General features: G+C 48.3%; 15 protein-coding genes and 1 pseudogene. 5 read left to right on the top strand and 11 right to left on the bottom strand.

Annotated elements, in window-relative coordinates; genetic code table 11:
* Positions 1 to 1,160 (top strand): ATP-binding protein (locus tag A3750_RS08145; RefSeq protein WP_197474957.1); only part of this gene is annotated, 1,160 nt, incomplete at its 5' end.
* A gap of 82 nt (positions 1,161 to 1,242) precedes the next feature.
* Here A3750_RS08145 and A3750_RS08140 read toward each other — a convergent pair.
* From A3750_RS08140 to glpE, 6 genes are all read right to left on the bottom strand, one after another.
* Positions 1,243 to 1,704 (bottom strand): DMT family transporter, encoded by a 462-nt coding sequence (locus tag A3750_RS08140; protein ID WP_068454660.1) that lies wholly within the window; start codon positions 1,702 to 1,704, stop codon positions 1,243 to 1,245.
* A gap of 65 nt (positions 1,705 to 1,769) precedes the next feature.
* The gene (locus A3750_RS08135; protein WP_068454663.1) at positions 1,770 to 3,128 is read right to left on the bottom strand and encodes an MATE family efflux transporter; all 1,359 of its coding nucleotides are present in this window, start codon (positions 3,126 to 3,128) and stop codon (positions 1,770 to 1,772) included.
* 95 nt (positions 3,129 to 3,223) lie between these two features.
* Positions 3,224 to 3,847, bottom strand: coding sequence for a DsbA family protein (locus A3750_RS08130; RefSeq protein ID WP_068463972.1), 624 nt, complete (start codon positions 3,845 to 3,847; stop codon positions 3,224 to 3,226).
* A gap of 79 nt (positions 3,848 to 3,926) precedes the next feature.
* Positions 3,927 to 4,190, bottom strand: a complete 264-nt coding sequence (locus A3750_RS08125; protein WP_068457346.1) for a DUF5062 family protein — start codon at positions 4,188 to 4,190, stop codon at positions 3,927 to 3,929.
* A 17-nt stretch (positions 4,191 to 4,207) separates the two neighbouring features.
* The gene (locus tag A3750_RS08120) at positions 4,208 to 5,605 is read right to left on the bottom strand and encodes a M17 family metallopeptidase (protein ID WP_068457344.1); all 1,398 of its coding nucleotides are present in this window, start codon (positions 5,603 to 5,605) and stop codon (positions 4,208 to 4,210) included.
* A gap of 66 nt (positions 5,606 to 5,671) precedes the next feature.
* Complete coding sequence (gene glpE, locus A3750_RS08115; protein ID WP_068457341.1) at positions 5,672 to 5,986, bottom strand: thiosulfate sulfurtransferase GlpE; 315 nt, start codon at positions 5,984 to 5,986, stop codon at positions 5,672 to 5,674.
* 161 nt (positions 5,987 to 6,147) lie between these two features.
* Between glpE and A3750_RS08110 the strand changes: the two genes are divergently transcribed.
* On the top strand, positions 6,148 to 6,780 hold the full coding sequence (locus A3750_RS08110; RefSeq protein ID WP_068457348.1) for a glutathione S-transferase family protein: 633 nt from the start codon (positions 6,148 to 6,150) through the stop codon (positions 6,778 to 6,780).
* Positions 6,781 to 6,817: 37 nt separating this feature from the next.
* On the opposite strand, the gene A3750_RS08105 is transcribed toward A3750_RS08110, so the two are convergent.
* Positions 6,818 to 8,083: a 6-phosphofructokinase gene (locus A3750_RS08105; RefSeq protein ID WP_068457338.1), complete on the bottom strand. Its 1,266-nt coding sequence runs from the start codon at positions 8,081 to 8,083 to the stop codon at positions 6,818 to 6,820.
* A gap of 142 nt (positions 8,084 to 8,225) precedes the next feature.
* Positions 8,226 to 8,897, bottom strand: coding sequence for a histidine phosphatase family protein (locus tag A3750_RS08100; RefSeq protein WP_068457152.1), 672 nt, complete (start codon positions 8,895 to 8,897; stop codon positions 8,226 to 8,228).
* A 193-nt stretch (positions 8,898 to 9,090) separates the two neighbouring features.
* Between A3750_RS08100 and A3750_RS08095 the strand changes: the two genes are divergently transcribed.
* The 3 genes from A3750_RS08095 to A3750_RS08085 all read left to right on the top strand — a co-directional run bounded on the left by A3750_RS08095 (position 9,091) and on the right by A3750_RS08085 (position 12,619).
* Positions 9,091 to 10,659 (top strand): inorganic phosphate transporter, encoded by a 1,569-nt coding sequence (locus A3750_RS08095; RefSeq protein ID WP_068466232.1) that lies wholly within the window; start codon positions 9,091 to 9,093, stop codon positions 10,657 to 10,659.
* Positions 10,660 to 10,836: 177 nt separating this feature from the next.
* Positions 10,837 to 11,880, top strand: a complete 1,044-nt coding sequence (locus A3750_RS08090; RefSeq protein ID WP_068452289.1) for a GMP reductase — start codon at positions 10,837 to 10,839, stop codon at positions 11,878 to 11,880.
* 88 nt (positions 11,881 to 11,968) lie between these two features.
* The gene (locus A3750_RS08085) at positions 11,969 to 12,619 is read left to right on the top strand and encodes a hypothetical protein (protein ID WP_068452292.1); all 651 of its coding nucleotides are present in this window, start codon (positions 11,969 to 11,971) and stop codon (positions 12,617 to 12,619) included.
* Positions 12,620 to 12,775: 156 nt separating this feature from the next.
* On the opposite strand, the gene A3750_RS08080 is transcribed toward A3750_RS08085, so the two are convergent.
* The 3 genes and pseudogenes from A3750_RS08080 to A3750_RS08070 all read right to left on the bottom strand — a co-directional run.
* A complete protein-coding gene (locus tag A3750_RS08080; protein WP_068452295.1) occupies positions 12,776 to 12,964 on the bottom strand; it encodes a CPXCG motif-containing cysteine-rich protein in 189 nt (62 codons plus the stop codon).
* A gap of 15 nt (positions 12,965 to 12,979) precedes the next feature.
* Positions 12,980 to 13,984, bottom strand: a complete 1,005-nt coding sequence (locus tag A3750_RS08075; RefSeq protein ID WP_082863040.1) for an SDR family oxidoreductase — start codon at positions 13,982 to 13,984, stop codon at positions 12,980 to 12,982.
* Positions 13,984 to 14,285: pseudogene (locus A3750_RS08070) on the bottom strand (glycerol acyltransferase); the annotation flags it as partial. The pseudogene A3750_RS08070 and the gene A3750_RS08075, both read right to left, overlap by 1 nt.

Below are 14,285 nucleotides of genomic sequence, written 5' to 3'. Positions count from 1 at the left end.
TGACTGAGATTCGAGCGCTTGAAGAAGCGGCGAAAGGTCAGCAGCGCGAGCTTGAGCTTATTGGCGAAGTGCTTGCAATTGATGCAGGCAAGTTTGCTGAGTTCTTGCGTGGTTCGAAGCAATTTATGGCGGCTTGTCAGCAAGCCATCAAGAATAATACTGAGAAGTCTACCGATGTTATTGCCGAGTTGTTCCGCAATATGCATACGGTGAAAGGCAACGCTCGCACGTATGGTTTGAGCTTGCTGACCGATGTTGTTCACGAAGTTGAGACGACTTACGACCTCTTGCGTTCTGGCGATAGTATTGATTGGGACCAAGAGTATCTCTTGAACGAGTTAGCGCAAGCGCAAACCTTGCTTGCTGAATACGAAACAATCTTCCGAGATAAACTAGGTCGCGACGGCGATATCTCCAAAGGCGTGAGCCTTGATCCGGAGCGCATTGCTTCTTGGCTGGATAGCATTCGCGCGATTACTGAGAAATCAATGGATCAGGAAGTCAAAGAAGTTGTTTCAGAAGCATATAGCATGCTCGTCTCGCTAGAGTCGGAGCCGCTGTCTAAAGTAATTGCGGAGCCGGTTCAGTCTATGGCTTCGATGGCAGAGCAGCTGGCCAAGCCATTGCCGAAGGTTGAAATTAACGATGCTGACGTTTTAATCGATGGTCGCGTGCACAGTATGGTAAACAATATCTTTACCCACGTGTTGCGCAACGCTGTTGATCATGGAATCGAGAGTGCGCAAGAGCGGTCTCAAAAAGGTAAAACCGAGTTTGGGTCTGTTCATATTGATACTCAGGCAGCAAGCGATTTTGTACACTTTAAGGTGTCGGATGACGGCCGAGGTATCGCCTTGCACAAGATTCGTAGCATGGCAGCCGAAAAAGGCATTATCGATGGCGATACGATCCTTGTAGATCAAGAAGTGGCGAACCTAGTCTTTCACTCTGGGTTCTCTACCGCAGACCAAGTGAGTGATCTTAGTGGGCGGGGTGTTGGTATGGACGCCGTTCGCCAGTTTCTTGAAAGTGAAGGCGGTTCGATTGAGCTTCGTTTAGCCGGTGGTACTGAGGGCGATGCCTTTAGAGCATTTGAGACGGTGATTTCTTTGCCGTCACGCTTTTACTCTCAAGCGCTGCCCTTTAACAAAACAGCGTAACGCGGTGTAGCCGCCATATCGAGCTAAGTTCGTGTTAGTGCCAACCCCAGGTTACTTGGTTTTCGCCAAATAACTTGGGGTTTTATTTTCGTGAGACGAGCCAAATGCCAATGACAATCAAGACGGCGCCGCCAGCACGTGTCCAGCTCAACTCAATTTTTGGGTAACCAAGCAAACCATATTGATCGTAAATCAGCGATGCGATGACCTGACCGCCTACGATGGAGATCGCCAACGCCAGCGCGCCCAATTTAGGAACTAAGTAAATGCTCATGGCGATATTGAACGCGCCTAAAGCGCCGCCAGCCCAAGCCCACCATGGAATGTTGTTAAACCCTTCGTTTATAAACCACGGTTCGCCTTGTTTTAAGGCAATTAAGCCGAGCACGATTGTGCCAATTGCAAAAGAAATAAAGGCCGCTTGAATCGGCGTACTAAGGCCGACGCGAAGCTGAGAATTGATGCCCGCCTGAGAAGCGAGTGAGAAGCCGACAATCACGGCTAGTAAAATGAAGATGTAACTGCTCGCCTGATCTTGCATCATACTTGTTCCCAATTACCTTTCTGAATGGGGTTTTCGCCGCATTTTTCGTTGCGTACTGCTCTATTTTACACGCCGTGTCGTTTCGCCTTTGCTTGAGCAAATGCCCTGCGGAACATCCAAATAGAAACGATTCCGGCAAGTATGTTGCCTGCTGCTGCGCCCACCATCAAGCCGGGTAGATCGTTAATGATCGATCCGAGGTACATGCAAGGCACATAACAGATAAACAGACGTGCGACCGATATTTTAAGGCCATCCATGGGGCGGCTGATTGCGTTGCTCGCCGATACCAAAAGCATACACACGCCCAGTAGGGCGTAGCTAGCGGGAATGTACATTAGATACCATCCTACAATCTCTGCGATCTGCGGGTTACCTGTTAGCGCTTGGCTAATCGGGGCCTCAAATAACCAAAGTATTACGGCCAGGCCGAGCTGCCAGATAACAAGGCTTTTTATCGCCAGCTTTAAAAGCAGGGCGATATGGCCGAAATCTTGTGCACCATAAGCCTTCCCGATCATCGGAGGCAAAGACATGGTCATCGCTAACACGAGAATGATGGAGAAAAATTCGACTCGAATGCCCATGCCCCAAGCCGCAACACTCTCTGTCCCATGAGAGGCAACGAGGTAGGTTGCCAGCATCGATGATAGGGCAGGAAGAAGTTGGCTCGTCATCGCTGGTAGCGCAATACTTAAAATACTGCGTGTTTTCTCAACAAAGTTATTGAAGATATGACTGAAAATCATCCATCCACGCTTAAAAATTTGGGGATAGATTATTAGCACGCCAAGAAAGAACGAGTTAAGTGTTGCCCAAGCGGCGCCTGCGAGGCCAAGGTCAAATACAAAAATATAGAGCGGGTCGAGTGCAATATTGATTAGGCTCGTTGCGACCATACCAAAGCCCGGAAGTAAGGTGTTTCCGTTAGCCCGGCATATACTGTACCCGAAATAAACAAACGCACCGAAGAACGCGCCGACAAGCCAAATCGCCCAAAATTCATCAACATAAGGCATTAGTTCTGGCGTGCCGCCGAGCATTTGAACGATCTGAGCACGAAACAGCCAAGTGATGAGCGCGAGAACGGCAAACACCACGGAACCAATTAGCACAATAAGACCGGCCAATTCCTTCGCTTGCTGTTCCTTATTTGCCCCTAAAAGCTGCGAGATTAACGCGGTCGTTGCAATGCCGATGCCGACCTGAATGCCGATAAAAAGCTGATAGATAGGGATTGTAAATCCAACGACCGCGAGCGGCGCAACACCTAAACGAGCGATAAACACAGAGTCAACCAACTGAAAACTCATTAAAGAGATAATGCCAATCAGCATCGGCCATGTCATGCGCACGAGTTCTTTAAACTCAGCGCGTTCTATGCCGGAGGTGTCTATTTTGTTTGGTTGTGTGTTGGAGGACATTGTTCGCTCTTTTCTGGTTATTATGCGTGAACTAAACGATACAGTAGAGCGCTACTTTTAGATTAAAGTGTTCCGATTATAAAAATATTAGGTACTTACTTGAACGCTTTTAGCACCGAGGTGATGACCGTCTCTGGGTCTTTATAGTCAATAGGCAGCGAGGTACGGTGACCATCTTTTTCTAGAATCCAGGATGGAAAGCTGTTTCCACCGATAGCGCGAGCCAAGTGTAATTCATGTTGAAGAGCGCTGTGTGTTTCTTCGAGGTTGAGTGCCTCTTCGAAATCTGTCGGGTCTAGCCCAAGCTCGTCTGCAAGCGCACAGAGGACTGTATTGTCAGACGGGTTTCTCGCATGAAGGTAGTAAGCGTGCTGAATAGCCTGGTTCATTTCATCTTCTAAGCCATGGCAACGCGCGATGAGAATGGCTCGACACGCAGGGTAGGTGGCGCGGCGGGGTGAATTATTTGTCCAAAAATCATGATTGAAGCGTGTACCAAGCAAGGCATGAATTTTTCGCCAGTAGCCCCGAATAGCGGTTTGCAAGTCTGCCGGCATTACTTCATCCGTGTCCGGAGCAAGGCCTCCGAGTACTTTGGTCCAAGGAATATTTTGCGTCTGCAGCGTATTCGATATCAGGGTGAGAGTAGGCTGATAACCCCAGCACCATGAGCACATTGGATCGTAGACATAAAACAGTTTAGTGGTTTTGTTTGTCATCACATGCTAACGCTTTTCACTCATTATCAAGGTATTTCATGTTCTATTACCACCTCTCATCACCTCTCATCACCTCTCATCACTTCAGGGGGTGATTGTCGGGCAGCTGCTTGTGCAGCCAGAGCACGAGCTTACGCTTCATTTTTGGTAATTCTAGGTCTTGCTTGGCCAAAGGTTGGACTTGCTGATCGTGTACGAGAAGTTTGTATATAACTTCGATTTTGTCATCCTGTTTGTCACTTGCTTCGAACTTAACGACACCGCGTTTTTCGCAGTACAGCATACCGATACGAATTGCTTCTTTTAAAAGCTCGGCTTCGTTTTTGATCTTTTTATTCTTCATCTTGTAAGTCCTTAACCTTAGCAGAACCGTTGTTTTAGATATTCATATACGGCACGAAGTCCTAATGCCTCACCGCCAATTGGTCGGCCAGGTAACTTGCGAATGTTCCATGCCATGACATCAAAGTGCACCCATGGTGTCTCTTCATCAATAAAGTGCTGTAAATAAAGTGCCGCAGTGATGGCACCTCCATAAGGAACGCTTGCAGAGTTCACCAAATCGGCAACTTGACTGTCGAGCATTGCGCTATAAGGCTTATGAAGTGGCAGTCGCCAAATGGGGTCAAGGCTAATGTTCGCTGCCTCGCTTAAACCTGCGGCTACTGATTCGTCGTTACAGAAGAAACCCGGAAGTTCCGTACCTAACGCGACACGACAAGCACCTGTTAGTGTCGCAAAGTCGATAACCAGCTCGGGGCTTTCACTACATGCATCATCAAGCGCATCACATAAAACAAGGCGACCTTCCGCATCCGTGTTATCGATCTCGACGGTGAGTCCTTTGCGCGACGTCACGATATCGCCCGGTCGCAGGGCATTGCCTGAGATGGCATTTTCAGCTGCGGCCACCAATACTCGGAGGTGCACTGGAAGCCCTTGGGACATAATGAGACGAGCCAGACCAAGAACATGTGCCGCACCCCCCATGTCTTTCTTCATGTTGCGCATAAAGTTGCCGACCTTGATATTCAAGCCACCACTGTCGAAACAGATGCCTTTGCCTACAAGCGTAATCGTGGGCGCATCAGGGTCGCCCCAGCGCAGCTCTAACAGTCTTGGAGCGTGGTCTGAAGCGCGTCCGACGGCATGAATCAGAGGATAGTTTTGGTCAAGTAGGTCATCGCCAACCACTTCGTTATAAGAGCCGCCATAAGACTGCGCAAGTGCGTGCAAGGCATGAGCGAGATCTTCCGGCATCATGTCATTGGCTGGCGTGTTAATCAGATCTCTTGTGAGCGATATTGCATCTACGACATTGGTAACTTCACTCAACATCGATTCGTCACTAATGGCAAGTTTTGCAACGGTCGCATCGGCTTTTTTGTACTGCTCGAACTGATAGGACGCCAAGCCCCAGCTAACAGCAAACCGAAACTGCAACAGGTTCGAAAGTTCTTGATCGATCGAGCTGTCATTCTCCAGCGCTGAAAAGTCTGCTTGATAGGTGTTTTCGGGTAGTTGGGTCGGTAGATCGCCAGCGAGAAAAAAATCATTAAGGTCGCTTAGGCCGTAAACTGCCTGTGTAGATTGGGCTTCGGAGCTTGGCAGGATCAGCACACCTTTGCCCTTATAATTGTTTGCTTTGAACCACTGCTGAAGCTGTTCGGGTTGCGTTTCGCTCCATTGCTCGAACGACTCCTTCCTAACGAGGATGATTTTAGAGTCGGCGGATCCGTTTACGAGTGCGTCAGGCATAGTTTGTTCCTTGGATCTGTTCTTTGATTAGTGATGTTTCGATTAACGAAGAGCTTATTTTTCGGCTCAACGTGAGTATGGCTTTGTTCGCCATTCTTCAAACCCGCCATCGAGGCTGTAGGTTTCTTCAAACCCTTGTTCAAAAAAATACTCTGCCGCGCTCTGGCTAGAGTTGCCATGGTAGCAGCAAACAATGAGTGGCTTTTTAAGGTCTGTGGACTCAAGGTAGTGTGTGACGTTTGAGTTATCAACATGCACGGCCCCCTCGATATGTCCTTGGGAATAGGAAACCCGGTCTCGAATATCAATGATGTTGAGGTCGTTGGGTTTCTCGCCCAACCACTGCGCGAGTTCATCGCAACTGAGGTGCTTGAAATGCATTTTAAGAAGTCCACTAAGTTATCAATTCATTATACGCGTTGAGCGATGTGGTGCGAGCGATTGAGACAAGTATCTTGCCGCAAATGCTTACGTATTGCTTCCTTGGGTTAGATCAAAGTAATCTAAAGCTCGGCAAAACAAATAATAACGAGGATCTTGCTGTGAGCTTAATCTTATACGGATATCCAAATACTCGAGCACTGCGCGCTACATGGCTTCTTGAGGAGCTGGGGCTGGATTATCAATACCACTATATTGACCTTTTAAAAGCTGAAGCAAGAACGCCTGAATTTCTAGAAATAAATCCGGCAGGAAAGCTTCCAGCGTTGAGGACCGAAGGCGGAATCATCACCGAATCGCTTGCGATACTCAATTACCTTTGTGCTTTGAAACCAGAGGCGGAGCTGATTCCCACCTTAAGTCCTTTTCGCCGAGCTCAGTATGATCAGTGGTGCGCGTTTGCACTGACAGAGCTTGAACAGCCTATGTGGACGATCTCAAAGCATAAATTTGCCTTGCCTAAAGAACACCGTGTGAGTGATGTGATTCAAACAGCTGAATATGAATTTAAGGTAGCGCTTGAGCTGTTAAGCCGTGGCTTGGGGGACAACAATTATATCTTGGGGGACCAGTTCTCCGCAGTCGATATTCTGATTGGACACAGTTTGTTTTGGGGTGTGAGTTTTAAGCAGAAAATTGAGCAGGAAAATATCAATGCGTACATTGGTCGGCTTGGCGTAAGGCCTGCACTCAAAACGGCAATGGAAAAGGAAAAAAAAGCGGCGCCCAAATAGCACCGCTTTTTTGTTTTCAGGAGACCGTTTTTTCGGTTTACACCTCGAAGTCGGAATCGAGCTTTTTCTCAACAAGCGTATTCTGCAGCTTGATGTAAATCGGAATGCCCGACGCATCATAAGGCGGGTAGTCTTCCCCTTGAATCAGTGGTGACAGATATTCTCTGCACTCCGCCGTGATGCCGTAGCCATCATCCGTAATGTAGTGAATCGGCATTTTCTTTTCTTGGTTCGCTACCTGGCTTAAAGGAGCTTCACCAACGCTCCACTTGTAGGGGGAAGACGTCTCGCGAACGATAATCGGCATCACCGCATTCTTGCCGTTTACTGCAAACTCAACGGCCGCTTTACCCATTTCGTAAGCTTGGGTTACGTCGGTGGCGCTGGCAATGTGGCGCGCAGCACGTTGTAGGTAATCTGCGACGGCCCAGTGATATTTGTAACCCAGCGCATCTTTGACCATATTAGCCAGTGTTGGTGCTACGCCACCAAGCTGCGTATGACCAAAGGCATCTTTAGCTCCAGCGTCCGCAACAAAACGTCCGTCTTCATATTGCGCGCCTTCCGATGCGACGATCACGCAGTAGCCGTGCTCTTTTACGGTTGCTTCAACACGCGCCAAAAAAACCTCTTTGTCGAATGGTACTTCCGGGAAAAGAATAATATGTGGTGCTTCGCCAGGAATTTGCGAAGCCAGACCGCCTGCTGCGGCAATCCAACCTGCGTGGCGCCCCATCACTTCAAGAATGAATACTTTGGTCGAAGACTCGCACATGGATGCGATGTCCATCGCGGCCTCTTTAGTTGAGATGGCGACATACTTGGCGACCGAGCCGAAACCCGGGCAGCAGTCTGTAAACGGAAGATCATTGTCGACGGTTTTCGGCACACCAATACAGGTAATCGGGTAGCCCATTTTCTCACTCAGTTGCGAGACCTTATAAGCGGTATCTTGCGAATCACCGCCACCGTTATAGAAAAAGTAGCCAATATCGTGGGCGCGGAATACTTCGATTAGGCGTTTGTATTCGCGCTCGTTCTCTTCGAGATTCTTAAGTTTGTAGCGACATGAGCCGAAGGCACCACTCGGTGTATGCTTCAGCGCCGCAATCGCTTCTGGAGATTCTAAACTTGTATCGATAAGCTCTTCGCGCAAAGCACCAATAATGCCATTTCGGCCAGCATAGACTTTGCCAATTTTATCACTGTGCTGACGGGCAGTTTCGATGACGCCGCAGGCGGACGCGTTGATAACGGCTGTGACACCGCCAGATTGAGCATAGAAAGCATTCTTTATCGACATGCAGATGAATCCTGTGTTCGAGAGTAGGTTGTGTGCGCGCATTATACTCAATTAAAACGCCATGTCATTCCACGCCTGTTACAGCTCGAAAACTGTTGTTGATTGCCTCTGCACTAATAGATCAACGGAGCGATTAATGTACTTAGGCGTAGGTAATCATCGCTTTATGTTCGGGTGTCAGTAAGTGTGCAATGTGATTGATGCTCGAAACATAGCATTGACCATTTTTGGCAAACAGTTCGGTGACGCCCGTATTCCTGGTTTGAAGATTCAGATCGATCATCATGTGCGCGTCGAGCCGCATGATGTGTTTCATTGCCATTGAAATGGCCCCACCTGAACTAAATACAAAAACACGTTCTGTTTGCAGGGCCATCAACTCTTGCAAGGCGGTTTGAATGCGCTGCTCAAATTGCGGCCACGTTTCTGGAAGGTTATCTCCAAGCCGTCCTTCAGACCAAGCTTGTAGCGCACGCCGTAGTGCCGAGAAAAACTCAGCGGGCTTAGTCGGCTTGGGCTCGTCGCTCGCCAGTGTGCTCAAGTATTCGCGAATCAGCGCCTCAAAGTCGAACTCGTTCCAATTAGGATCGACTACTTGCCGTACTGGAAGATCTCCAAAGGCCGCGAGTACACCCTGTGCGGTTTGCTGATGTCGGGCCATGCTCCCGGTAATAATGATAGATGGGGGCGCATCAAGCTGCGCAAGGTGCTCGCCGAGCTTGGTTGCTTGTGCTTCGCCAAGCGGTGAGAGTTGGTCATAATTGGCTTTGCCCAGAGAGGCTTGACCGTGGCGAACTAGGTAGATTTGGCTCATGTTTCGTTCTGCTCGTGCGCTAATTTAAAGACTGACAGCCTATTGTTTGCTGCATGCCAAGAGCAACTTTATTTCGCTGATTAACGGCTATTTCCGTTGGTTATGGCAGTAATCGTTCTTCTGTTAAGTTTTTATGATATTTTTGTTACAACGACTATATTTGCTCACACATTCCCGAAAGGCTTCATTTTTTATGTTCCCGACAAAATTTTCTGGCCCGAAACGCTCCGCAGGATATGCGAATAACGAAATCCTCAAAATGGGGGTGAGTTTTGTATTCCTGATCAGTGTACTGGGGTATGTGCTCGTCACAATGCAAGGTATGCCTGGCGGCTTCACCCTGGCGATTTCGGCCGCGGTTGGCGGATACATGGCGATGAATATTGGCGCAAATGATGTCGCCAACAATGTTGGTCCCGCAGTAGGCTCAAAAGCGATGACGTTGCTCGGTGCGATTGCCATTGCAGCGATATTTGAAGCTGCGGGCGCATTGCTCGCCGGCGGTGAGGTTGTCAGTACTATTAAAAAGGGCATCATTAATCCCGATGCCATAGCCGACAGTAAAACGTTTATGGCGTTGATGTTGGCAGCCTTGTTTGCGGGTGCTCTATGGCTTAACTTGGCGACCTTTTTTGGCGCGCCCGTATCGACTACGCACTCCATTGTAGGGGGCGTTCTGGGAGCCGGTATTGCTGCTGGCGGAATGGCGATCGCGAACTGGGATAAGATGGGGGCAATTGCCGCGAGCTGGGTGATCTCTCCGGTGCTGGGTGGTTTAATAGCCGCTGGCTTTCAACTCTATATAAAGCGCAACATCATGCACAGTGATGACATGCTTGGTGCCGCAAAACGATATGTCCCATACTTGCTCGGTATTATGGCTTGGTCGTTTGCGACGTATCTCGCTGTAAAAGGCTTGAAGAAAATTTTTCCGATGTCTTTCTTTGAGGCGGCCATGCTCGGCTTAGCGGTCGCTGTTGCCGTGTTTGCTTTGAGCAAAGTAGCGGTAGGGAAGGCGGCAAAAGTCAATGACAATAATTCTGAGGGCGTTAACAATCTCTTTACTTGGCCGTTGATTTTCGCCGCAGCACTCTTGAGTTTCGCGCATGGAGCCAACGACGTAGCGAATGCTGTTGGCCCACTAGCTGCGATTGCCGATGCGATACAGAACGACGGCGTTTCCGCCAAAGCGGCAATCCCGTTATGGGTGATGATGATTGGTGCTATTGGTATTGCACTGGGTCTGCTCCTGTTTGGACCTAAGCTGATCAAAACCGTCGGTTCTGAAATTACGGATATTGATAAATCGCGCGCTTTCTGTGTTGCCTTGGCCGCATCAATTACGGTCATTATCGCGTCTCAGCTTGGCTTGCCAGTCAGCTCTACGCATATTGCCGTCGGCGGTGTATTTGGTGTTGGCTTTCTTCGGGAGTACATGCGTTTCCAGTCAGCGATTAAACTCCACAAAATGGCGGAACAGCACGAGGGCGATGAGAAGAAGCGTTTGCAGGAGTTTCTAGAAAACTTCGAACAAGCAGACCTGAAAGAAATGGAAGATCTGTTGAACGCCGCGAAGGTTAACAAGTCGAGCCTTGGTATTACGAAGGCAGAGCGTAAGCAGCTTAAGTCGATCTATCGTGAGCAGCTTGTAAAGCGTTCGGCAATTAAGAAGATTGTGACCGCCTGGATTGTAACGGTACCTTGTTCAGCTGGACTGGCCGCTGGAATCTTTTTCTTGATCAGGCCTTGGTTTTTCGTCTAAACCTGACCAAGTGGTTGATATTTAAGGTGTTCTCAAAAATAGGGGCATTTGATCGAATTTTAAGCACTGTAAATTCGATCAAATTCACTCCCTTTTTCAAAATTCTCCCCCTATAATCCCGTCCCGCTAACACGCGTAGGCGTGTAATTTCGGTTTCAAACACGGGTGAAATACCAGATGCATATCGAGAATGACATTAAACTTGGGTTCAAGGACGTGCTTATTCGTCCAAAGCGTTCAACGCTAAAGAGTCGCTCACAAGTGAGCGTGGAGCGAACTTACACCTTTAGAAATAGCGGTCAAACATGGACGGGTGTCCCGGTCGTTGCGGCTAATATGGATACCGTAGGGACGTTCGAGATGGCAGAGAAACTCGCCTCATATAAGATGCTGACGGCTATTCATAAGCACTATACCGTTGAGCAATGGGCTGAGTGGCTTTCTAAGCAAGATGATTCGATTTACGACCATGTGATGGTTTCTTCAGGCACTTCTGATGAAGACTTTGAGAAAGTAAAAGCCATCATTGCTCAAAACCCCAAGATGCGCTTCTTATGTATTGATGTCGCCAATGGTTACTCGCAACACTTTGTTGACTTTGTCCGTCGTGCTCGCGCTGATCTGCCCGAGATCATTATCATCGCTGGAAACGTGGTGACGGGTGAAATGACGGAAGAGCTGCTGCTTTCAGGTGCCGATGTCGTCAAAGTCGGTATTGGTCCAGGTTCAGTGTGTACCACGCGTGTTAAGACTGGCGTAGGATATCCGCAGTTGTCAGCAGGCATTGAATGTGCAGATGCGGCGCACGGCTTAGGTGGGCATGTTATTTCTGATGGCGGCTGTACTTGTGCTGGTGACGTCTCCAAGGCATTCGGCGGCGGCTCGGACTTTGTCATGCTCGGAGGAATGCTCGCAGGCCACGACGAATCTGGCGGCGAGATGGTCGAACGTGATGGTAAGACGTATAAACTGTTTTACGGCATGTCGTCATCTACAGCGATGAACAAACACTCTGGAGGCGTTGCCAACTACCGCGCTTCTGAAGGTAAGACAGTTGAAATGCGGTACAAAGGACCTGTCGATAACACCGTTCAAGACGTACTCGGTGGCGTTCGCTCAACATGTACTTATGTCGGTGCAGCAAGCTTGAAAGAGCTTTCAAAGCGGACAACCTTTATTCGTGTTCAAGAGCAGGAAAACAACGTTTACGGCAAAGAGTAATACCCGTAATATTCTCGATGAAAATACCCCTCGTCTGAGGGGTATTTTTTTGTCCTATAAAAATTCAAATACAAAACAGGAAATAAGAATGGTAAGCAAAAAGCGCATCGTAAGTTCTTTGTTGTTGGGTGCACTTGCCCTTGGTGCCCATGCAGAAGAGACAGCGAAGGTATTGTCGCAAGAAGAGTCGCAAGACGAGTCGGCTAAGACGCAAGCTTCACAAACGATTTTAGGTTTAGAGTTGTTTACAGGTGAATCGAAAATCAATGGAAAAGCGGCGGGTATTTCGCTTTCGGAGACCTTTGATCGTACTGGTGTGCGTTTCAAGTTTGGCGCGAAAAAAGTTTCCGGCGCCCGTTTTGAGGGTTATCTAGAGCTCGAAGACTACGACGCATTTGATAACGGCGTTGTCGGTGTAGGTGGAAATATTCGATATGCCTTCGGTGATGATGACGCGTTCAGACCGTTTTGGAAAATTGGTGCGGCGATCGGTTCGACAGAGCTTGAAGACGATGTTTTTGTGCAATATGAAGACGAGTCTTTGGGCTACTTTGCCCTCGTGGCAGGTTTGGGGCTCGAGAAAAAGATCAGTGAAAAAGCGGACTTTCTGATCGGCCTCGATATTGGAAAGCGTTATTGGCAAGACATTGAATTTAGAGACTCATTTTTTAACCGAGTAACCGTGGAACAGGATGATACGCCTGTTAGCATCTATATTGGTTTGAATTTTGGCATCTAATGGCCTTTAAGCAGAGTAGGTGGGTTGCATGAATATGCGGCCTATCTACCTTTTCTGAGCTGTGATTTACGCGCTCAGCGTTCTTTGTTCGGTTCTTGTATTTTTCTACTAATCTCCACTACTCGTTAGTGCGGTTGCTCATACGGTGCTCGTTGATCAGTCGCTCTCGCGTTCTGCATGAATCGTGACGTGCTCACTGTCACACACAACGTCGAATAAAATGGGGCGACAGCAAACGAAACAGTCCTCGACATATTCCTGATGCTCTACACTGCGATCAACCAAGATCGTGAAGCGCTCCCAGCAGAAAGGGCATTGCACCTGTTCTTCGCTCAGTAGCTCCACCTTGTCCTCTCTTTGCTAAGATTGTTTAAAGTCTCTGTAGCTACGGAATATGTCGCGAAGTGGATGCTTTGGTTTAAAGCCATATGTCTCTTCAAAGTCACGGCCATCGATCACAACAGGATATTTGAAGTAGTTGATGAGGTAGGAAGGGAACGATTTTAGGTTCAATATTCGCGCAATCATTTTTGGTAAAAGAGGCGGAATGGACGGCACAGGAATGGGGGTGCAGCCACATAGCTCTAAAGCGTCTTGATAAGCGACCCAGTCGCTTGGTGCAACATTGAACACGCCTCGATGGCATTTTTTGTAGGCAAGTTCTATCGCATCTGCCATGTCATCAATATGAATGAATTGCATGATCGGAGAGAAACCAAGCAAACATGGGGGGAACTTGCTTGAGAGCAGTCGGCTTATGGTGTTGTTTACGCCGGGGCCGACGATGTTGCATGGACGCAAAATCGTGATGTGTAGATCTGGATACTTCCACAAGTAAATATTGGCGAGGTTTTCAAGTTCCACCGAGTCTACAAGGTCTTGGGTGAGTTCGGCCGCTTTGAGCGGCGCAGTCTCATCTATCAACGCAGGGTTGTAAGCATCGGCACCATACACATGGAACGTCGACAAAATGAGCACGTGACGGATGCCATACTTGTGCGCCAAATCCATTAGCTTTTGCGTACCAAGTACATTGGCGTTGTAGCGCCGCATCATGGTTTCTTCGCTGCTTTGAATTCGCCCAAGATGGATGACGCTGTCAAAATCATAGCTCTTAAAAAGATCTTCAAAGACGCGCTTGTTGTAATCCAACTTGTAACTTGGAATATCATCGCTGTGATAGGTCTCTTGTCGAAAATCGACGGCGACTATCTGAACATGATCTCTTAAGCGCTGAATTACTTGCTGCGCCAAAGCGCCTGCAGCGCCGGTAATAAGAACCGTTGGTTTTTTCTTCACCGAGGCCGATTTTCTTTTTGGCGCGGTTTTTTTAGCGGTGGTCGTTTTTTTGTTAGGTGCTGTCATCAGAAAATACTTTTACGCTGTTCTAGGCCTTTTGCTATCAAGCCGTTAATTGCTTTTTTGACTTTCTCTACGCGTCTTACAACTTGATCTTCGGTGAGCTCTTCATTATCAAAGTAAATTGGCTTACCAAAGTTGAGGTGTACCTTGGCTGGAAAAATAACGGGCAGGGCAACCGGCACGTAAGGAATGCCAAGCATTTTTGCGAGTGGTTTTATGTTCGCAATAGCGGGAATCGTTTCTTCGCAGCCAACCACACCAACGGGCACGATAGGCGTATTGTGCTCCATGGCGAGTCGTACAA

Source organism: Oleiphilus sp. HI0079 (genome assembly GCF_001635105.1).
The sequence above is the reverse complement of the archived record's forward strand: the minus strand, read 5'-3'. Positions and strand labels throughout refer to the sequence as shown.